The sequence below is a fragment of the Patulibacter minatonensis DSM 18081 genome (genome assembly GCF_000519325.1).
Taxonomy (GTDB): domain Bacteria; phylum Actinomycetota; class Thermoleophilia; order Solirubrobacterales; family Solirubrobacteraceae; genus Patulibacter; species Patulibacter minatonensis.
This window is the reverse complement of record NZ_KI912613.1, coordinates 2,652,645-2,671,723: the sequence shown is the minus strand read 5'-3', so window position 1 is coordinate 2,671,723 and position 19,079 is coordinate 2,652,645. Positions and strand designations below refer to the sequence as shown.

At 74.4% G+C, this 19,079-nt stretch carries 16 protein-coding genes, 2 tRNA genes and 1 pseudogene; 11 read left to right on the top strand and 8 right to left on the bottom strand.

The features are described 5' to 3' along the window. The 5 genes and pseudogenes from PATMI_RS37450 to PATMI_RS0112340 all read left to right on the top strand — a co-directional run. Window positions 1-151 (top strand): annotated as a pseudogene (locus PATMI_RS37450) (sensor histidine kinase); the annotation flags it as partial. Window positions 152-229: 78 nt separating this feature from the next. After that, complete coding sequence (gene trhA / locus PATMI_RS0112355; protein ID WP_245604160.1) at window positions 230-913, top strand: PAQR family membrane homeostasis protein TrhA; 684 nt, start codon at window positions 230-232, stop codon at window positions 911-913. 65 nt (window positions 914-978) lie between these two features. Beyond that, a tRNA-Ser gene (locus PATMI_RS0112350) sits at window positions 979-1,068 on the top strand. A gap of 88 nt (window positions 1,069-1,156) precedes the next feature. Further along, the gene (locus PATMI_RS0112345; RefSeq protein ID WP_026911118.1) at window positions 1,157-1,606 is read left to right on the top strand and encodes a nucleoside deaminase; all 450 of its coding nucleotides are present in this window, start codon (window positions 1,157-1,159) and stop codon (window positions 1,604-1,606) included. Between the two features lie 59 nt (window positions 1,607-1,665). Continuing rightward, a complete protein-coding gene (locus tag PATMI_RS0112340) occupies window positions 1,666-2,139 on the top strand; it encodes a hypothetical protein (protein ID WP_026911117.1) in 474 nt (157 codons plus the stop codon). Between the two features lie 24 nt (window positions 2,140-2,163). Here the strand turns inward: PATMI_RS0112340 and PATMI_RS0112335 are convergent, their stop codons facing one another. Next, on the bottom strand, window positions 2,164-2,946 hold the full coding sequence (locus PATMI_RS0112335; protein ID WP_026911116.1) for a DUF427 domain-containing protein: 783 nt from the start codon (window positions 2,944-2,946) through the stop codon (window positions 2,164-2,166). A gap of 82 nt (window positions 2,947-3,028) precedes the next feature. On the opposite strand from PATMI_RS0112335, the gene PATMI_RS0112330 reads away from it, so the two are divergent. Further along, window positions 3,029-3,102: transfer RNA gene (locus PATMI_RS0112330), tRNA-Arg, on the top strand. Between the two features lie 92 nt (window positions 3,103-3,194). Here the strand turns inward: PATMI_RS0112330 and PATMI_RS34510 are convergent. After that, entirely contained in the window at window positions 3,195-4,436 is a 1,242-nt protein-coding gene (locus PATMI_RS34510) for a PucR family transcriptional regulator (RefSeq protein WP_026911115.1), read from the bottom strand. Between the two features lie 205 nt (window positions 4,437-4,641). Between PATMI_RS34510 and PATMI_RS0112320 the strand changes: the two genes are divergently transcribed. From PATMI_RS0112320 to PATMI_RS0112310, 3 genes are all read left to right on the top strand, one after another. After that, window positions 4,642-5,736, top strand: coding sequence for a phosphotransferase family protein (locus PATMI_RS0112320; protein WP_026911114.1), 1,095 nt, complete (start codon window positions 4,642-4,644; stop codon window positions 5,734-5,736). Window positions 5,737-5,755: 19 nt separating this feature from the next. Then, window positions 5,756-6,664: a DUF7064 domain-containing protein gene (locus PATMI_RS0112315; protein ID WP_026911113.1), complete on the top strand. Its 909-nt coding sequence runs from the start codon at window positions 5,756-5,758 to the stop codon at window positions 6,662-6,664. A gap of 126 nt (window positions 6,665-6,790) precedes the next feature. After that, window positions 6,791-8,068 (top strand): PucR family transcriptional regulator, encoded by a 1,278-nt coding sequence (locus PATMI_RS0112310; RefSeq protein WP_026911112.1) that lies wholly within the window; start codon window positions 6,791-6,793, stop codon window positions 8,066-8,068. Window positions 8,069-8,071: 3 nt separating this feature from the next. On the opposite strand, the gene PATMI_RS29615 is transcribed toward PATMI_RS0112310, so the two are convergent. Continuing rightward, window positions 8,072-9,079, bottom strand: a complete 1,008-nt coding sequence (locus tag PATMI_RS29615) for an NHL repeat-containing protein (protein WP_051471490.1) — start codon at window positions 9,077-9,079, stop codon at window positions 8,072-8,074. Window positions 9,080-9,156: 77 nt separating this feature from the next. Next, window positions 9,157-11,229: a bifunctional metallophosphatase/5'-nucleotidase gene (locus PATMI_RS29610; RefSeq protein ID WP_051471488.1), complete on the bottom strand. Its 2,073-nt coding sequence runs from the start codon at window positions 11,227-11,229 to the stop codon at window positions 9,157-9,159. A gap of 323 nt (window positions 11,230-11,552) precedes the next feature. On the opposite strand from PATMI_RS29610, the gene PATMI_RS0112295 reads away from it, so the two are divergent. Further along, entirely contained in the window at window positions 11,553-12,122 is a 570-nt protein-coding gene (locus PATMI_RS0112295; protein ID WP_026911111.1) for a hypothetical protein, read from the top strand. A 24-nt stretch (window positions 12,123-12,146) separates the two neighbouring features. Here the strand turns inward: PATMI_RS0112295 and PATMI_RS0112290 are convergent, their stop codons facing one another. Continuing rightward, a complete protein-coding gene (locus tag PATMI_RS0112290; RefSeq protein WP_026911110.1) occupies window positions 12,147-13,241 on the bottom strand; it encodes a RodZ family helix-turn-helix domain-containing protein in 1,095 nt (364 codons plus the stop codon). A 105-nt stretch (window positions 13,242-13,346) separates the two neighbouring features. Between PATMI_RS0112290 and PATMI_RS34505 the strand changes: the two genes are divergently transcribed. Continuing rightward, window positions 13,347-14,096, top strand: a complete 750-nt coding sequence (locus PATMI_RS34505) for a ferritin family protein (RefSeq protein ID WP_051471487.1) — start codon at window positions 13,347-13,349, stop codon at window positions 14,094-14,096. A gap of 62 nt (window positions 14,097-14,158) precedes the next feature. Here the strand turns inward: PATMI_RS34505 and PATMI_RS0112280 are convergent, their stop codons facing one another. The 3 genes from PATMI_RS0112280 to PATMI_RS0112270 all read right to left on the bottom strand — a co-directional run bounded on the left by PATMI_RS0112280 (window position 14,159) and on the right by PATMI_RS0112270 (window position 18,813). Beyond that, the gene (locus PATMI_RS0112280) at window positions 14,159-14,665 is read right to left on the bottom strand and encodes a hypothetical protein (RefSeq protein WP_026911109.1); all 507 of its coding nucleotides are present in this window, start codon (window positions 14,663-14,665) and stop codon (window positions 14,159-14,161) included. Between the two features lie 119 nt (window positions 14,666-14,784). Further along, window positions 14,785-15,222, bottom strand: coding sequence for a hypothetical protein (locus PATMI_RS29600; RefSeq protein WP_036725760.1), 438 nt, complete (start codon window positions 15,220-15,222; stop codon window positions 14,785-14,787). Between the two features lie 75 nt (window positions 15,223-15,297). Further along, window positions 15,298-18,813, bottom strand: a complete 3,516-nt coding sequence (locus PATMI_RS0112270) for an MMPL family transporter (RefSeq protein WP_026911108.1) — start codon at window positions 18,811-18,813, stop codon at window positions 15,298-15,300. Window positions 18,814-19,079: the final 266 nt, after the last annotated feature.

Here is a 19,079-nt window from a genome sequence, read left to right as displayed (position 1 = left end):
CGGGCGGTTCGCGCGCGGTCGCGGCGCGACGTCGCCGGGCAGCGGCCTCGGCCTCGCGCTCGTCGACCAGCAGGCCCGGCTGCACCGCGGCGCACTCGCCCTCGAGGACGCCCCGGGAGGCGGCCTGCGGGCGCGCGTGACGCTGGGGTGAGGACGCCGCGGCGGCGCCCCGCGTGCACGGTCGTCCACCATGGCCCTGGGCACACACCGAGCGCGTACGATTCGGGCGGTGACCAAGGCCATGAACGCGCCGAAGCTGATCCCGCCGATCCCCGCGCTGAAGCCCAGCATGCGCGGGGTCCTGCACCAGTGGGCCGCGTTCGTCGCGGCCGCCGCCGGCGTGTACCTCGTGCTCGCGTCACCGACCGCCGAGGCGCGCGTCGCGTCCGCGGTCTACGCGGCGTCGATCGTCGGGCTCTTCACCGTCAGCGCGACCTACCACCGGATCAACTGGACCCGGCCCGGCGCCCGCGCCTGGATGCGCCGCCTCGACCACTCGATGATCTTCGTGATGGTCGCCGGCACGGTGACGCCGATCGCCGCCCTCGTGCTCGACGGCGGGTGGCGCACGACGGTGCTGAGCGTCGCCTGGGGCATGGCCGGCATCGGCATCGTCATCAAGCTCCTCTGGATCGGCGCGCCCAAGTGGCTGTCGGCCGCGATCTACCTCGGCATGGGCTGGGCCGGCATGGCCGTCTTCCCGAAGCTCGTCGGCGACCTCGGCGTCTGGCCCGCCGTCGGCCTCCTCGGCGGCGGCGTCCTCTACACGATCGGCGCCGTGATCTACGCGACGAAGAAGCCCGATCCGCTGCCGAAGATCTTCGGCTACCACGAGATCTTCCACGCCCTCGTGATCGTCGCCGCCCTCGCGCACTTCCTCGTCGTCGCGCTCGCGGTCGTCCCGAACGCCTGACGGACGACGCCCGCCCGGACCCTCGCCTCCGGTCCGCGCGGCGGCCGCTAGACTCGCGAATCCACGGAGCGTTGGCCGAGAGGCTTAAGGCGCTCGCCTGCTAAGCGAGTTGGGGGTTGAAAGCTCCCTCGGGGGTTCGAATCCCCCACGCTCCGCCTGTCGAAACCCCCGTCCCCGACGGGGGTTTCGTCGTTCCGAGGGCGTCCTCGCCACGACGTGGCCCCTGTCGCTACCCTCGCTCCCGTGCCCGCCGCTTGGAACCGGTCGTCCTTCGACGAGGCCGTCCGCCAGGCGGCCACGAGCCTGGAGCAGGGCGGCGTCCCCGTCGGCTCGGCCCTCGACATCGGCGGCGTGCTCGTCGCCGCCGGCCACAACGAGCGCGTGCAGCTCGGCGACCCGATCGCGCACGGCGAGATGTCGTGCCTGCGGAAGGCCGGCCGGCAGCGGTCCTACCGCGACGCCGTCCTCTACACGACGCTGGCGCCGTGCGCGATGTGCGCCGGCACGATCGTGCAGTTCCGGATCCCGCTCGTCGTCGTGGGCGAGGAGCGCACGTTCCCCGGCGAGCTCGCGTTCCTGCGCGAGCGGGGCGTCGACGTGGTCGTCGTCGACGACCCCCGCTGCGTCGAGCTGATGCAGCGCTTCCAGCGGGAGCACCCGGACGTCTGGGCCGAGGACATCGGCGAGGTCTGACCCGCCGGTTCTCACGACGATCTCATGGTCCGCCACCGGTGGGGTGCGAGCATTGAACGGTGCCCATCGCCCGTTCCACGCTCGTCGCCTCCGTCGCCGTCGGCCTCGTCGCGACGGCCGTCCCCGCCACCGCCGCCGCAGCCGGGGGCGCGTCGGCGAGGGCGGCGGCCCCCGACGCCTGCGGTCAGCGGCTCGCGCCGGCACGCCAGTCGGTCTACCGGTTCAAGGCGGGCACGCGCACGCTGACCGCCGCCGCCCGGGTGACCGTCACCCCCACGAAGGCGAACCGCCACCGCTACTGCGTCCGGGTGCTCACGGCCGGCAGGACGGTGCTGCAGGCGTGGGGCGAGACGGGCTACGTCCGCAGGAACGGCGCGTGGGTGAGGTCCGGCGGCCTCGGCGACTCCTTCACGGCGGCGGGCTACACGCAGACGATCCAGGTCCCGAAGGCCCACCGGATCGACCGCGTCTACCGGATCCGCTCCGGCGGTCGGTGGTACTCGACGAGCGTGGTCTCCCGCTCCCGCGCCTGACGCCGGCGCGGCCGGGAGAGCGACTCAGCCGATCCGCACCTCGACGCCGTCCTTCGAGTCGTCGAACGACCACAGGCCACGGGCCGCCGCGCACTCGGCCAGCGGGTACTCATAGCTCCACGCGACGTCCTCGTGGCCGGCGACGGTCCAGTACGACGCCTCGCCCTTGTACGGGCAGACCGTGCGCAGGCCCGATCCCGCGCCCCACGGCGCGACGACGTCGACCGACGGCAGGTACGCGCGGGGCGCCAGGCCGGTCTCCTGGACGATCTTCGCGCCGGTGCTCGCTGCCACGACCTCGCCGTCGATCAGCACCTCGACCGGTCGCGACGTCGCCCACACGTCGACCCGGTGGTAGGGGTCGCGGATCCCGCCGGTGGCGCGGTCGTCCTCGACGAACCACGCGTCGACGAGCGACGGATCGATCGCCGCGTACCCGTCGAGCCACGCGGACTCGGCGATCGGCGTCTCGTACGCCCACACGGCGTCGGGGAGCGTCTCGCCGGCGACGTCGAGCGACCAGTACGACGCGTCGCCCTTGAACGGGCAGTGCGTCGACGTGTCCGTCGGCGTGAGCGCCTCGACGCGGAAGTCGCCCTTCGGGGCGTAGAGGCGCGGGGGGATGCCGGTCTCGTGCAGGAGCTGCGCGTCCAGGGTGTCGAGGACGATCGTGCCCCGGACCGACGCCCGCACCCGCGGGCCGTAGGGCTGCATGTAGAGCCGGTGCGCGGGGCTCGCGCCCTTGAGGTCGAAGTTGAACGCGCCGTCCGCGCGACCGAGGGGGCCGGTGCCGAGAGTCAGGGTCATGCGGTCAGCGTCGCACGCGGCCGTGCGCGGCCCGGTACGACGCGACGTCCCGGCCGACTTCGCGCTACAGTTCTGCGCCGTTGCGCCCGTAGCTCAGCTGGATAGAGCGTCGGTCTACGGAACCGAAGGTCAGAGGTTCGAATCCTCTCGGGCGCGTCGCAGGAACCCTCGTCTCAGGCGGGGGTTTCGTCGTTTCTGGGGCTGCTGCTCGACCGTCTCGCGAACGCCCGCCTCCGACGCTCCGCCACTCACCCCCCGGGCTCCCGGTGCGGCTCGCCGCACGAGATCGTCTCCTCGATCAGGAGGGCCGCCTCGATGTCCCGGCGGTTCGGGGCCAACGGCCGGCCGAGGAGCCGCTCGGCCTGGCGGACGCGGTAGGAGATCGTCTTGTGGTGGACGCCCAGCTCGCGGGCCGCGGCCGTCGGGCTGTTCGCCGCGAACAGGGTGCGGACCGTGTCGCGGAGCATCGCGGTCGTCTCGTCGTCGGTCGCCAGGCCCGCGAGCTGGTGGCGGGCGAACCCGCGGGCCCGGGCGGGGTCGGAGGCGAGCAGCGCGGCGTGGGCGACGTCGCGGTGGCGGACGGCTCCCGCGCGGGGCGGGTGGGCGTGGCGCAGCAGGCGCACCACCTCGAGCGCCTCGGCGTGGGAGCGCCGGAGTCCCTCCGGTCCGAACCCGGGGTCGCCGATCCCCACGAGGACCCGCGGCGACGGCGTGCCCGCCATGCGGCCGGCGAGCGCCTCGAGGTCCGCGTCGTCGTGGGCGCCGACCCACGCCCACCAGCCGCCGTCGCCGGCGGGGACGACCAGCGGCCGACCGCCCGCGTGGGCGAGGACCGCCTCCATCGCGCGGCGGGGCAGGGCGTCGCCGCCGAGCGGCGTGACGACCACCGCGACGTGGTGCACCCGCAGCTCGTACCCGAGCTGGGCGGTCGTGGGCTCCTCGCCGCCGTCGAGCATCCGCGATACGAGCTCCGCCGGCGAGACCGCGGGGCGCGCACCCTGGAGGCGGGCGCGGTCGTCCGTCACGTGGCGCTCGCTCGCGGTGTCCAGGTATTCGAAGATGTGGTCCGAGGTCAGGTCGAGGACGGCGGCGCGCACGTCCGGGTCGGTGACGTGCGCACAGACGTGCGCGCTCCAGCGCTGCCAGATGACGCGGTGACCGACGCGGTACGCGCGCTGCAGGGTGTGGACGTCCCCGCCGGCCTCGATCAGCCGGTCGTAGACCTGTCGCGTCCGCAGCGGGGGCTCCGCGGTCCGGGGCGAGAACCCGTACGCGAGCGTCGAGAGGAGCCCGCCGATCATCTGGGCGCAGCTCTCGGTGATCGCGTCGAAGGCGCCGGCGAAGCCCGGCGGGGCGAGCTCCGGGACCCGGTCCAGCACGCCCTGGGTGACGAGCTCCGCGAAGGGCTGGACCTCGGGGAGGAGCCCGTGGGCGAGGTCCTGCACGGTGGCGAGCACCGTGCTCTGGTCGGGAGCCGTGGAGATCGACACGAACCGACTCTTGCACGAGGCCGCGACAGGGACAAGGAAGATTGTCCGATCGGTGGTGAGACGGCCGACCGCACGTCGTCACGCGCCCGGCGTGCGCGGGCCGGACAACAGGAACCGGACCGATCGGGGCGTGTCGCGGTTGCTTTGTGACCCGGACCACACGAGGCTGCCCACGGCAGTCGTCCACATCTCGAGGAGAACACCGATGGCCCTGATCAACCAGCTCGAAGAGACGTCCACGGGGGAAGCGCTGGCCCGCTGGCTCGACGACAAGCTCGACGGGCAGGTCGAGGTGACCGACGTCGTGGTCCCGAAGGAGTCCGGCATGTCCATGTCGACGGTGCTGTTCAAGGCCTCGGTGGCGGGGACCGACTACGACCTCGTCGCCCGCGTCGCCCCGGCGGGGAGCGGCCTGTTCGAGCCCGACCTCGAGCGGGAGTTCGGGGTCCTCGCGCTCGTCGGCGCCCAGGGCGTGACCGTGCCGAAGGTCCGCTGGCTCGAGCAGGACGCCTCGGTGCTCGGCGCCCCGTTCCTCGTGATGGACCGCATCGACGGGCAGGTCCCCGGCGACGACCCGCCGTTCACGATGGACGCCGACGGCTGGGTGCTGGCGCTCGCCCCCGAGCAGCGCGGCACGCTGTGGTCGGAGGCGATCCGCGTCATGGCCGGCGTCCACGCCGTCGACGCGAAGGAGGCCGGGTCGATCCACGGACTCGACCCCGACGCGGCGGGCATCGACGCGCAGCTCGCGGCCTGGGAGCGCTACTACCGGTGGACGTGCGGCGAGGGCCGGACGAGCGCCGTCGTGGACGGCGGCTTCGCCTGGCTGCGCGAGCACCGCCCCGCGACCGACGGCGATCCGGTGCTCAACTGGGGCGACGCCCGCCTGGGGAACATCATCTACGGCCCCGACCAGCAGGCCGTGGCGGCGCTCGACTGGGAGTTGACCACGATCGCGGAACCCGGATTCGACCTCGGGTGGTTCGTCCTCTTCATCCGCTTCTACGGCGAGGCGATGGGGGTGGCGATCCCCGACGGCATGCCGACCCGCGAGGAGGTCGTCGCGCAGTACGAGGAGGTCTCCGGGCGCACGGCGCAGAACATCGACTGGTGGGAGGCCTTCGCGGCCGTGCGCCTCGCGGCCATGTTCGTGCGGATGGGGACGATGATGGTCGAGAGCGGAGCCCTCCCGCCCGACAACCAGATGTGGGTGAACAACCCGTCCAGCCACATGCTCTCGGCGCTGCTCGACCTGCCCGCCCCCGACGGCGAATCCTCGAACTTCATCGGCAACCGCTGATCGTCGGGAGGAGCCGCCGATGAGCACCACGACCCACCTCCAGGCCGCGGACGACCGCCGGCACGCGCTCCGGCCGCCGATCGGGCGCGAGAGCCTCGCCTTCATCGTCCCGCTGCCCGACGAGGAGCTCGGGCTGATCGCCTACACCTACGTCGACCACGAGGACAACGCGGGCACCCTGATCATGGTCTGGGGCCCCGACGGGCTGATCGTCAACGAGCGGTCCCCGTCCGAGCCCGCGACCGGCCTGGACTTCGACGACTGGAGGATCGGCGGTCTCGAGGTCGCGCACATCGACCCGCTGCAGCGCTTCACGTTGCGATACGACAGCGACGCCGTGGCCTTCGACCTGACCGCCGTCGCCCGCCACCGGGCCTACGCCTACGGCGAGCACCGCGACGGGTGCCCGACGTGGCTGGCCGACGACCGGTTCGAGCAGCACCTGGACCTGGAGGGGACGCTCCGGGTGGGCGACCGCGAGATCTCCCTCGACGGGCGCCCGCTGTTCCGCGACCACTCGTGGGGGACCCGCGACTGGCGTGGCCCGCAGCACTGGAAGTGGATCCACCTGTCCGCGGGCGAGAGCTCGGTGCACCTGATGGAGGTCGTCCATCTCGGGCGGCGCGACATCCCGGGCTTCGTGCACCGCGACGGCGTGACGTCGGGGATCACCTCGTTCACCGTGGACGAGCTCGAGTTCGGCCCGGACTTCGTCCACACCTTCATGGCGGCGACGATCGTGGACGAGGACGGACGCGAGACGAAGGTCACGTCGCGACCGGTGGTCTCGACACTCTTCCCGGCCCACGAGGCGCTGCGCATGAACGACTCCACCGTGCTCTGCGAGATCGCCGGCGAGTCCGGTCACGGGCACGTCGAGCTCCTGTGGGACACGCCCTACGCGGAGTACCACGCGTCGAAGGGCTGACCGTCGCGACGGCCGGTCCGCATCCGCATCGCGGGGACCGGTCGTCACGGTGCGGCGTGGGCCGGCGCCCCACGCCGACCCGCACGAGCGCGTCCCACCGCGGCCCGATCGGCGTAGCCTGCGCCTGTGGACGCGACCCTGCGCGACGAGCCGGCATCGAGGTGGACGCGCCCCCCGGCCTCGGACGCGGCGCAGGAGGCGGTCCGCGTCCTCGCCCGGGCGCTCCTCCCCGACGTCTCGCCCATCGGCCGGCACCTGACCGACCACGTCCTGCGCGGGATCCCCGAGCTCGCGCGCCCGCAGGACCCGACCTGGCCGGAGACGGTCTACCTGGCCGCCCGCTCGAACGTCAGCGCGATCCTCGCGATGCTCGCCGAGGGCGTCGCCGGCCGCGCGGCGGAGACGCCGCTGGAGGCCCGGGCCTTCTACGAGCGCCAGGCCGAGCACGAGGACGGCCTCGTCACGGTGCTGCGGACCTACCGGCTCGGGATCGCCGAGCTCTGGCAGGTCTGGGCCGCGCACGTGACCGCGGGCGTCGACGACCCGGCGCTCACGGCCGCCGTCCTGACCGCGAGCACCGCCGACTTCGACGCGTACCAGGACCGGATGGCCGAGGAGTCCGCGGCGCACTGGCGCGAGACCCGGTCGCGCAAGCGGGCCGGCCTGGACCGCTCCCCTGCCGACATCGTTCGCGGCGCCCTGGCCGGCGGGCGCACCGACGAGCTCGTACAGCTCGGGTACGACGTCGACGCCGAGCACCTCGCGATCGCGCTCGCCCCAGGGAGCGAGGACGCCGTCGCCGCACCGCTGGCCGTCCGGATCCGCGGCCGGCTCGGGCTCCCGACGGTCCTCCTCACGCACGAGGCGGCGCACGTCGTCTGGGTCGCGCTGACCGACCCCGCGATCGGCGCCGACCAGGTCGCCGCGACCGTCGGGCCCGGGACGACCGCCGGCCTCAGCAACCCGAACCCCGGGGCGGTCGGGTTCCGCACGAGCCACCGCGAGGCGGTCGACGCCCTGCGGATCGGCCTGCTGCGCGGGACCCCCGTGGTCACCCCGCACGACGACATCGCCCTCGTCGCGGCGCTCAGCGCCGACCCGGAGCGCGCCCGTGCCCTCGTCCGGCGCGAGATCGGCCCGCTCCTCGACGACACCGCCGCGGCCGCGCGCCTGCGTGCGACCCTCCGGGCGTTCCTCGCCTGCGGCGACAGCCACGTCCGGGCGGCGCACCTGCTCGGCGTGCACGAGAAGACCGTGACCTACCGCGTGCGACAGGCCGAGGAGCGCCTCGGCCGCCGCGTGGGCGACCGCCGCGCCGAGCTCGAGTCGGCGCTGCTCGTCCACGAGGTCGTGGCCGGGCGGCGGTCGTCCGCGGCCGCGGACGATGCGCCGTGGGGCGGCTGAGCGCTACTTGCCGTCGACGCGCACGACGTCGTAGGCCGTGTCGGCCGCCGGCGTCGTCGTGAAGCGCGCGTTGACGGTGAAGAGCGCGCCGCGGGCGACGGCGAGCGTCGTCGGGACGTCGAACTGCGGGTCCGTGATGGTGCGGCGGACGGTCGCCTTCGACTCGTCCTTCGAGAGCTTCAGCACGGCGATCCTGTTCAGCCGGTTCTGGACCGCCAGCAGGGTGTTGCCGGTGCGCAGCAGGCCGTCGCCGTTCGTGAGCGGTCCCCCCGTCACGGCGATCTCGGTGCTCGCGCCGGTCGTCGGGTCGACGCGGTGCAGCGCGCCGGTGCGGCTGTTGACGACGATCACCGAGCGACGGTCGCGCGAGGCGACGATGCCGTTGGCCTCGTTCGTCGCGGGGTCCGCGTCGTAGGCGAGGCTGCCGGTGATCGGGACGGTGCTCGCCTGCCCGATCGCGCCGCGCTTGCCGAGCGGCAGGACGATCAGCCGCTGCGTGGCGGAGTCGGTGAACACGGCCTTGTCCTTCAGGACGACCACGTCGTTGATGAAGGCGTCGCCGGAGACGGCCGGCGAGCGGTAGAGGAGCCTCCCGCCCTTCGCGGCGTAGACCGACACCGTTCCGGTCTTGCCGCCCGACACGAACAGCCGGCCGCGTCCGTCGAGGCGCAGTCCGAGCGCGCTCGGCGCGTCCGCCTGGGCGGGGACGAGCTCCTTCGTGGGGCCGCCCTTCACGCTGCCGGTGACGATCTGCCCGGTGGCGCGCGAACCGGCGAAGAAGCGGCTCCCGACGGCCTCGATGCCCTCGGGCTGGAACCCGGCCGGCAGCGGGACGGTGCTCGGCAGGGCCTTCCCGCCCCGGTGCTTGCCGTGGTGGCCGTCGCCCTGGTGCTTCCCGGCGCGGTCGTCCCCCCGGTGCCCGGCGCGGTCGTCCCCGCCCCGGCTCGCCTGGGCGGCGGCGGGGACGAGGGCGATGACGGCGGTGGCGGCGAGCAGGCGACGGGGGCGCATGACGCTCCCGTTCCCGCTGGCGCGCAGACCCACACCTGGCGCGACTGGGACCTTCGTCGCAGTCGCGCCCGGAGCGGTCAGACCCCGCCGGTCTGCGTGATGCGCGTCGTCGCGGGCGCCGTCAGCGGGTTGTTCGCCCCGAGGTAGGACGTCAGCGCGTCGATGTCGACGTCGCCGCCGACCTGGTTCGTGCCCTGGTTGAACACCGAGAAGCCGTCACCGCCGGTGGCGAGGAACGAGTTCATCGTCACGCGGTAGCTCGCCGCCGGATCGATCGTCGTGCCGTTCAGCTTGATCGACGCCGCGTCGACCCGCGAACCCGCGGCCTTCGTCGTGTCGTAGCTGTACGCGAAGCCCGTCGAGACCGACAGGATCCGCTTGGCGCCGGCCGACGGGTTGTCGAACTGCTGCTCGAGCAGCGCCTTGATCTGCGCGCCGGTGAGCGTCTTGACCACGAGGGTGTTGGCGAACGGCTGCGTCGTGTACGCGTCGTTGTAGGTGACGTCGCCGTTCGGGCCGTTGAACGGCAGGTCCGCGCGGATGCCGCCCGGGTTCATGAACGCGACGACCGACCCGCCCTTCGCCGGGGCGCTCGACGCCGCGAGCTGCGAGTCCGCGATGACGTCACCGAGCGGCGACTCGCCGGCCGCGTTGTTCGTCTTCGTCAGGGCGGCCGAGATCCGGCCGACGACGCGCGCCGCGATCGGCGTGGTCAGCGCCTTGTACTTGTCGACGATCGCCTTGACCGCGGTGTCCTCGGGCACGTCGCGGGTGACGAGCTCGTTCTTCGCGTCGACCGCGGAGACGTCGCGGGTCGTCGGGTCGAGCGTCAGGTCGACCTTCGTGATCAGGCGACCGAACGACGAGGCGCTCGTGACGAGCTTGCCCGCCCGGCGGCAGATGTACGGCTGGTGCGTGTGGGCGCTCAGGACCGCGTCGACGCGGGAGTCGAGCCGGTCGACGACCTCGCTGATGTCGCCGCTGAAGTTCTCGCACTTGTTGACGTCCTGGAAGCCACCGCCGTACGGCGCGTTCTGCTGGCCGCCCTGGTGGATCAGGACGACGAACGCCTGGACGTTCGCGGAGTCCGAGAGGCGACGGACGATCCGGTTGACCGTGTCGGCCTCGTCGTCGAACTGGAGGCCCGCGACGCCGTCGGGGGTGACGATCTTCGGCGTGTCGCGGAGCGTGACGCCGATGAAGGCGACCGGGATGCCGTCGACCTGCTTGATCTCGTACGGCGGGAGGATCGTGCGGTCCTCGCCGGCGAAGCGGACGTTGGCCGCGAGGTAGTTGAAGTCGGCGCCCTTGAACGGCGTGCCGTCCTGGCAGCCGTCGACCGGGTGGCAGCCGCCGAACTGCATGCGGTTCAGCTCGACGCGGCCCTCGTCGAACTCGTGGTTGCCGACGCCGGCGTAGCGCATGTTCATCGCGTTCAGCGCCTCGATCGTCGGCTCGTCGTGGAAGAGCCCGGAGATCAGCGGGGAGGCGCCGATGAGGTCGCCGGAGCCGACGACGATCGAGTCCTTCTGGCCGGCGGCGAGCTGCCTGAGGTGCGTCGCCAGGTAGGCCGCTCCGCCGGTCGGGGTCGTCGTCCCGACGCCGGTCGGGGTCGTGCCCGACGAGCCCGTCGGGGGCTCGAGGTTGCCGTGGAAGTCGTTGAACGCGAGGACGCGCAGGTGGCTCGGGCCGGGGACGACCGGGCCGGGGCCCGGGGCGCCCGTGTCGCCCTTCGGGCCGGCGGGACCGGTCGCGCCCGGGGCGCCGTCGGCACCGGCGGGGCCGGTCGCGCCGGCGGGGCCCGCGGGACCGGCCGGGCCCGTCGCGCCCGGGGTGCCGGGAGCGCCCTTCGGGCCGGTCGGGCCCCTGGAGCCCTTCGGCCCGCGCGGCCCGCGCTTGGCGGCCTCGCGCTTGGCGGCGGCGCGCTGCTTGGCGGCGCGGGCGCGGGCGGCGGCCTTCGCGCGGGCGGCGGCGCGGCGCTTGGCGGCCTTCGTCGTCTTCGACGCGCGCGCGTCCTTGACGACGAACGCCGCGGTCGACCGCGACGATGGCGCGGATGAGCGGTGGGTGGTCGAGTCGGCGGCGAGGGCGGGCGCCGACGTCGCGAGCAGGCAGCCCGAGACGGTGAGGGCCACGAGGGCGGAACGCATGAGGATCTCCGGGGACGACGGGGACTCCCCGGGGTCGGGGGCCCGTGCGCCAACGTACGGCGGTCCGGCGCCGCCGGAGACCCCGTTCACCGACTCCTCACCACCAGGCCCCAGGAGCTTCACGGGCTGGTGACGGGGCGTTCACCACGGCCCGCGGAACGCCCCGCGTCCACCGGTTCACCGGAGGTGGACGGACGCCCGTCCGATGCCGGCCGGCCCGGGCGGCCCGGGCGACCGGGTCAGCGGATACCGTGCCGCTGTTCCCGGTCCCCGCGGGCGACGGACCGTCGCCGCCCGGACCGCCTTCCGACCGTGGCCCGCCGGTGACCGACCTCGCCCCCTACGAACCGCTGCGTCCCGAGCGCGGCGGCGACGGCCCGGCCGAGCTGTGGCGGCGCGCGAACGCCCCGACGAAGGCGACGGTCCTCGGGGTGGTGCTCGTCCTGGTGCTCGTGGGCACGTTCTTCGCCGGGCGGGCGAGCGTCGGCGACTCCGCGGCCGGGACCGGCGGCGCGGCCACGAGCACCCAGGCCGCGGCGACCCCGGAGGAGGTCGCCGCCGCGAAGACGGAGGACGACACGGCCAAGGACGCCGCGCAGACCGCGGTGACGTTCGTCGAGTCGTGCGCGACGAGCTCCGCGCAGGGCGACTACTCGCGCTGCCGCACCGCCGCCCAGCTGAACGTCGGCGCGAACCTGTCGATCGCCGATGGCGGACAGCCGACCGCCGGCCAGGTCGCCGTGGTGGGCGCCACACGGGACGGCTACCGGGTCGTCGCGGTCTCGCGGTCGGGGAACACGTACTCGATCAGCCGCGAGGGCGCCGGCGACCCGACGAGGACGTGCACCGACGGCGGCGTCGCCGGCGCCGGGTGCGCCGGCGGGGTCTGGTAGCCGCCCGGTCCTCCCCCGGCCCGCTCAGCGCCGGAGGACGACCTTCGTCGTCACGGGGACCGTCCCGACGGTCGCGGTCTCGTAGACGGTCTGCTTCCCGTGCCGCCGCGCGAGCATCCGCCCCGCGGCGTTGAGCTTCACGGTCACCGCTTTGGTCCTTCCCGCAGCGACGGAGAACCTGGCCGTGCCGAGCACGACGGGCTTCTTCGCCTTCTTCGCCTTCGCGCTCTTCGCGGCCGCCCTGGTCGTCACCGCGGGTGCGCGGTCGCGGACCGTCAGCATGCCGGCGCAGGTCGCGGTCAGGCGGCAGGTCACGGGCAGCGACGCGGCCTTCCGCGTCAGTCGCCCGCCGTGCTGCTTCAGCAGGACCGGCTTCGTCGCCGCGGGGGCCGGACCGGTCGTCTGGACGGGCGTGCCCGGCGCCGGGGGGACCACCGGCGTCGCGCCACCGCCGCCGCCGGCGTCGAGCGGCTCGATGTCCGCGTTCAACATCACCGTCGCCTGCCGGCCACCCTGTCCGCCGCCGATCGCGTTCGGGCTGGGGGCCGGGGTGCTCGGCGCCGTCGGGGCCGGGGCGTTGAAGGCCGCGCCGACGGGGCTCGGGCTGGAGGTCAGCGGGATCGCCGTGGTCCCGTCGAGCACGGAGAGGGCGAGGAAGTCGCCGGCCGCCACCGTGTTGCCGTCGCCGGACGCCGGGACCGGCTGCTCGACCATGCCCAGCGTCGCGGGCACCTCGGTGATCGCGTTCCGCTGCGGCGTGAACGTCGGACCGTACTCCTGCACGAAGCAGCAGAAGATGTTCGGCGTGCCCGGATTCTGCAGGTTGTTCTGGTAGTACTGCCGCAGCACGAGGACCTGCATCGGCCTCTGCGGGGTGTCCCCGGTCTTCACGCGGACGGTCCGCACGACGCCGCTGAACGGGGCGAACGACGTCGGGACGACGGAGTAGGCCAGGCAGGACGACGTCCCGAACGCCTGCCCACAGGTCGCGGTGCTCGTCACCGGAGGCGTCAGGTCGGCCCCGAACGTGGTGGCCGCCGAGGACGGGGCAGCCGACGTCAGCGCGAGCACCAGCCCGGCCAGGAGCACCAGCGATGGACGGAGCAGGCGGCGCAGCATCGGCGGAACGATCCCGATTCCGGGAGGCCCCTGTCAATCGTGGCGCGCCGGCGTCTGCGTCGTTGTGCGTAGGCGGACGGACCGGCGGTCCGCGATGATCCCCGCATGCCGTCCCGGCTCCCCGACTACGACGCGCTGCTGGCGATCTCCGCCCGCGGCGCCTGGGACCCCGACGCGATCGACCTCGGCCTCGACCGCGCGCGCTGGGACGCCCTGCCGGGCGAGGTGCGGGACCGGCTGCGCGGGCTGCTCGCCGGGTTCGTCGTCGGCGAGGAGGCCGTCGCGCTGCACCTCGTGCCGTTCGAGGACGCCACGGGCGACCCGGGGCTCCGCGCGTGCCTGGCGGCCCAGGTGGTCGAGGAGGAGCGCCACGCCCACGCCTGCCGCCGCGCGTGGGCCGCGATGACCTCGGCCGACGCCGACCCTGCCCCCGACGCGCCCGACGCCCTCGTCGGGCTCTTCCGCGAGCGCCTGCCGGCGGCCGCGTCCGCCGCGGGCGACGACCTCACCGGGGCGGTCGCGCTCTACCACGGGCTCCTGGAGGGCGTGGTCTTCCTCGCCGGCCAGCGGACCGTCCGGGCGCTCGCCGAGCGGTGGGCGCTGCCGGGACTGCTGGAGACCTTCGCCCGGATCGAGCGCGACGAGCGGTGGCACGTCGCGCTCGGGGCACGGGTGCTCGTCGACGCCGACGACGGACCGTCGGTCGCCCGACGCCTGCAGGCCGAGGCCGAGGACGCCGCGCGCTGCTGGGGCGCCCTCGTGGACGACGACGTTCGGACGTCGGTCGTCGCCGCGGTCGACCGGCGCCTCCGGGCGGTCGGGCTGCTCGAGCGGCCGGTCGCCCGGACCGGCTGAACGCGCCGCGCCGGCCGGGTGCGCACACTGCGACGTGCGGTAGCGGCGTCGGATGCGGGCGCTCACTGCAGGCGCGGGACCAGCTCGAGCGCCTGCGGCCGCATCACCTGCGTGCCCTGGCGGTCGCAGAGCGGGCACACGTAGTGCACGAGCAGGTGGGAGACCGCGCGCTCGTCGTCGGGCTCCAGCGCCCGCAGGCAGCTCGGCCACGCCGGCACCGGCGCCCTGTGGTGGGCGCAGTGCAGGGTCACCGGCCAGTGGCCGCGCCGCATCGACCGCCACCAGAGCTCGACGCCCTGGTCGGGGTCCTCGGCCATCCGCCCGGTCATCAGGTCGAAGTGCTCCCCGAACGTCGAGCGGATCGGCGCCCAGTCGAGCTCCACGCTCGACATCAGGAGCTCGTGGTCGTCCCCGCACCCGCACCGGTAGCGGACGACGTGGGCGGGCGGTGCGGTCGGCCCGGGGAGTCGCCGGACGGTGCGGAAGGCGCTGAGCCGCAGCGTCTCGTGGACGCCCGACGCGCCGCAGACCGCGTCCCAGCCCCCGGTGATGGCGTCGAAGGAGTGCATGACGCAGGATATGCGCCGATTGCAGCCCGTTTCCACCTCCTGGACGTACGGGCCGGCGCGCGTCGTCCTGTACGACGGGCCGGAGCCGGACGTCGTCCGGGCCCGGCCGGCCCGCGGTCCTACCGGGTCAGGCTGAAGAAGCCGTCCGCGCCCGCGCCGTCGACCTGCTCGACCTCGACGACGATCGCGACGCCCTTGCGCTCCGGGTCGTAGTCGCGCTCGGCCTGCACCATGCCGTCCCAGACGGCGTCGTTCGCCGACGGGTCGGCCTTCGCGGTCCCCTTGATCGACAGGAACAGCGGACCGGGCCGCGAGCCGCCGCCGTAGTAGAGGAGCGAGACCTTCGGGCGGTCGGCCACCTCGACCGGGAGGCCCGAGTCCGTCGTGCGCGACCAGAAGCCGAGCTGCTGCGGACCGAGCACGAGCGTGCTGCCGCGGAACGAGAGCGACGGCGAGCCGTCGGCCTTGACGTAGCCGACGACGAGCGTCTTGCCGTCGAGGACGGCGCCGTCGATGGCCGACGCGATGTCGCCGGTGAGGTCCAGGGGGGAGGTCATGGGTCGTGTTCTCCTACGACGTGGTGGTCGTCCGCGACCCTACCCCATGCGGACCGCGGTCCGGTAGCTGCCGGATCAGTCGGCGCTGCCCGACGCCGGCCGTCGCGGCGGGGTCACGCCGACGTCGCCCAGCGGTCCGCGGCGGGCCGGCAGGCGCGTGGAGCGGCGCGCCGCGTCGTCCTCCGCCACCGGACCCTCGGGGACCGGGTCGGGGACCCGCCCGGTCAGCGTGTCGAGGACCGGGCGTGCGCCGCCCGGGGCCTCGCGGCGCCGCCGGTCGGCGGACCCGCGCCGGTCGCCCCGGCCGTCGCCGGACCCGCCGAGGTCGTCCTCGCGGCGACCGTCGCCGCGACGCCCGTCCCCGGACTCCGACCGGCGCTCGGCCGGCGGATCGCCCCAGGCCAGGCGACCGGCGATCTTCAGGGCCGCGGGGAGGACGACGAGCCGGACGACGGTGGCGTCGAGGGCGATCGCGATCGCGAGGCCGAGCCCGAACTGGCGCAGCCCCGGGACGTCGGCGGTCGCGAAGGCCAGGAAGACCGCGAGCATCGAGACGGCGGCGCCGGTGACGACGTGCGCGGTGCTCGAGAGCCCGGCGGCGATCGCCTGCTCGTGGTCGCGGCGGCGGTCGAACTCCTCGCGGATCCGGCCGAGGATGAACACCTGGTAGTCGATCGACAGCGCGAACATCACCGCGAAGACCGCGATCACGGTGGTGGCGTCGAGGCCGCCGCCGAAGATCAGGCCCATCATCCCGATCGTCGCGGCGACGGTCAGCAGCGTCAGGGCGACGCCGATCACCGGGACGACGAGCGAGCGCAGCAGCGCCGCGAGCAGCAGGATCGTGGCGATCGCCAGCACGAGGACGATGGTCGGGAAGCGCGAGTCCGCGGCGTGCTCGTAGTCGATGAGCTGCGCGGCGGGCCCGCCGATCGCGGCGTCCGACGCGGTGGCCCGCTCGAACTGGTCGGCCTTCGCGGTCAGCCGGCGGTAGAGCGCCGCGGTGCGCGGGTCGCTCGGGGAGGTCCGGGGGACGACGACCACGCGGGCGGCCTGGCCGCCGCGGTTGACGTTCAGCCCGGTCGCGCCGGCGCCGTCGCGGCCGTCGAGCGCGGCGAGCACGAAGTAGCCGGAGTCGATCGCCTTCGAGGTCTGGCTCTGCTCGCCCGGCTTCGTGCTCCCGGACGGATCCGCGGAGACGCCCTCGAGCTCGTTCTTGGCGCCCGTCAGGCCCTTGACGAGGCCGTCGCTGCGCTTGCGGCTCGCGTCGACGCTGCCCGCGACACCGGCGACACCGGCCTTCAGCTTGTCGATGCCGGTGCCGAGGCGGCCGGCGCCGCCGTCCAGGCGCGACAGCGCGGCCTGGAAGCCGCCGGCTCCGCCGGTCAGGTCGTTGACGTTCGCGCCGAGGTCCTTGAGCCCGGCCTTCAGCGTGGCCAGGCCCTTGCTCAGCGCGCGGGCCCGCTCGGCGAGCGGGTGGACGTCGACGGTGGCGAGCTGCTTGGCCAGCCCGTCGGCGGTCGCGATCTGCGCGTCGAGCTGGCCGGCGACGGCGTTCAGGTTCGCCGCGACGTTCGACCCCTTGAGCTGCGTCTTCGCGGCCTCCAGCGCCTTCGCGACCCGCGCCGACGCGGCGTTCTGCCGGACGCCCGTGAGCGCCTGCTGGGCGGCCGCGAGCTGCGTCAGGGCGTTCTCGTTGCGGTTGCTCGACTCGGACGCGGCGTTCTTGATCGTCTCGCGCTGCTGCACGAACGCGCCGGTCGCGGCCTGGATCTGCGGCTTGAGCTGCGCGACCTTCACGCCGAGCGTGTGCACGGCGTCGGCGATCTGCGCGCTGCCGGTCTGGGCGCGGCCCGCACCGGTGGCGAGCTTGTCGGTGCCGCCGACGGCGCCGCCGAGTCGGCCGACCAGCGTCTTGACGCCGTCGGCCGCGCCCTTCACGCCCTCGCGGAGCTGGGTCACGCCGTCGGCGAGCTTCGCCGAGCCGTTGTCGAGCGACTTCGTCGCGGTGTCGGCCTCGTCGAACGCGCCGTTCAGTCCACCGACGCCGCCCTCGAGCTTGCCGACGGAGCCCTTGATCTTCGACAGCCGCTCGCTCTGCTTCGGGATCTCGGCGGCGAGGGCCTTCTGCTGTTTCAGGAGCCGGCGCCCGTCGCGGCGGAGCTTCTCGGCGCGCGCGGAGATCGTGCCGGGCCCGAGGACGGCGCGGACGTCGGGGTCCTTCGCGAGCTCGGCCTGCAGGGCGCTCAGGGCGCGCAGGCGGGCGGGCGTCGTCATGGTGCCCTCGCGGGCGACTGCGACGAGCTCGAAGCTCGAGCCCCAGCCCGCTCCCGCGGCCTTCGTGACCGCGTCGACGTCGGCGCGGGCGCTGCTGGACGGCGGGAGCTGGCTCGCGTCGGGCGCGGAGGTCTTCAGGGAGAGCGCCGGGATCGCCAGCAGGGCCAGCGCGGCGCAGCCGGCGGTGACGGTCGGGTACGGCCGGCGCATCGCGACGGTGCCGATCCGGGCCCAGAGGGAGCCGACGGCGGGGTCGTCGCGGCGGGCGCGGGACGACGGGCCGTCGACGGCGGCGGCGTCCGCGCCGGCCGGGGACCCGGCGCGCTCGAGCCACGGGCCGGTGAGAACGAGCGCGGCGGGCATCGCGAGGCTCGCGCCGAGGACGGCGAGGATCGCGGCGGCGCCGACCCCGACGGCCGCCGAGACGACCGGGCTGCCCGGGCCGAGGGCGGCGACGAGGACCATCGCGAGGACGATCGACGCGCCCGCGGTCATCACGGTGTGGCGGGTGCCGACGACCGCGCCGGCGGCGGCGGCCTCGACGTCGAGGCCGCGGCGGCGTTCCTCGCGGAACCGGGAGACCATCAGCAGCGAGTAGTCGACGGCGAGCGCGAGGCCCATCATCGACGCGAGCGCGGTGCCGAGCCCGTCGACGGGCATCTTCAGCGACAGCAGCTGGACCGCGCCGGTGGCCGACAGGATCGTGGCGCCGCCGAAGAGGACGGGGATCGCGGCGGCCAGCGGCGAGCGGAAGACGAGCAGCAGGACGAGCAGGAGGACCGGGATCGCGATCAGGTCGACGCGGTGGACCGCCTCGCTGGAGGAGCTCGTGATCGCCTTCGTGACGAGCGGGACGCCGGTGACGTGCGCGGTCACGCCGTCCTTCACGCTCTGCGTCGTGACCGTCCGGATCTGCTCGGCGCGGGACTGGACCTCCTTGGTGGTCCCCGTGATCGAGGCGAGCAGCAGGAGCTGGTCGGGGGCGGGGCGCAGCGTGGCGCGGAGCGTCGGGGCGTTCCAGGGCGACGCGAGGGTGACGCCGGGGCGCTCCGCCAGGCGGTCGGCGAGGTCGTGCCCCTGGGAGCGGATCGCGGCGGACGGGCCGCTGAGGAGGATCGGGACGGTCGAGGACTCGTCGAAGCGCCCGGCGATCAGCGCCTGGGCCTGCGCGGACTCGGTGCCGTCGACCTTGAGGCTGGCGGGCTGGACGTGCTGGCGGCTGCCGCCGAACGCCGCGAGGGCGATCGTGGCGACGAGGAAGAGGAGGAGCGCGACCCGCGGACGGCCGAGCGAGAACGCCGAGAGGCTACGCATCGTCCTGACCGCCCTGGACCCGCTCTTCGTCCGACATCCGGACTCCCTTTCGTCCACCCGGAGCGGGGTCTCCCCCGGCTCCCCGACCCCGCTCCCATCGACACATGGGCCACGAAACTTGACATCTCGATCACCCGTTTCGGCGGTTGTTCCCGGCCTGCTCCGCATCTGCCACCGAACGGATACGTACGGCGTCCGCACGCGCCACGTCACGCGGCGGGCGCCGGCGGGGCGTACGGCGCCGCGCCGCGGCCCGCCCGAGGGCC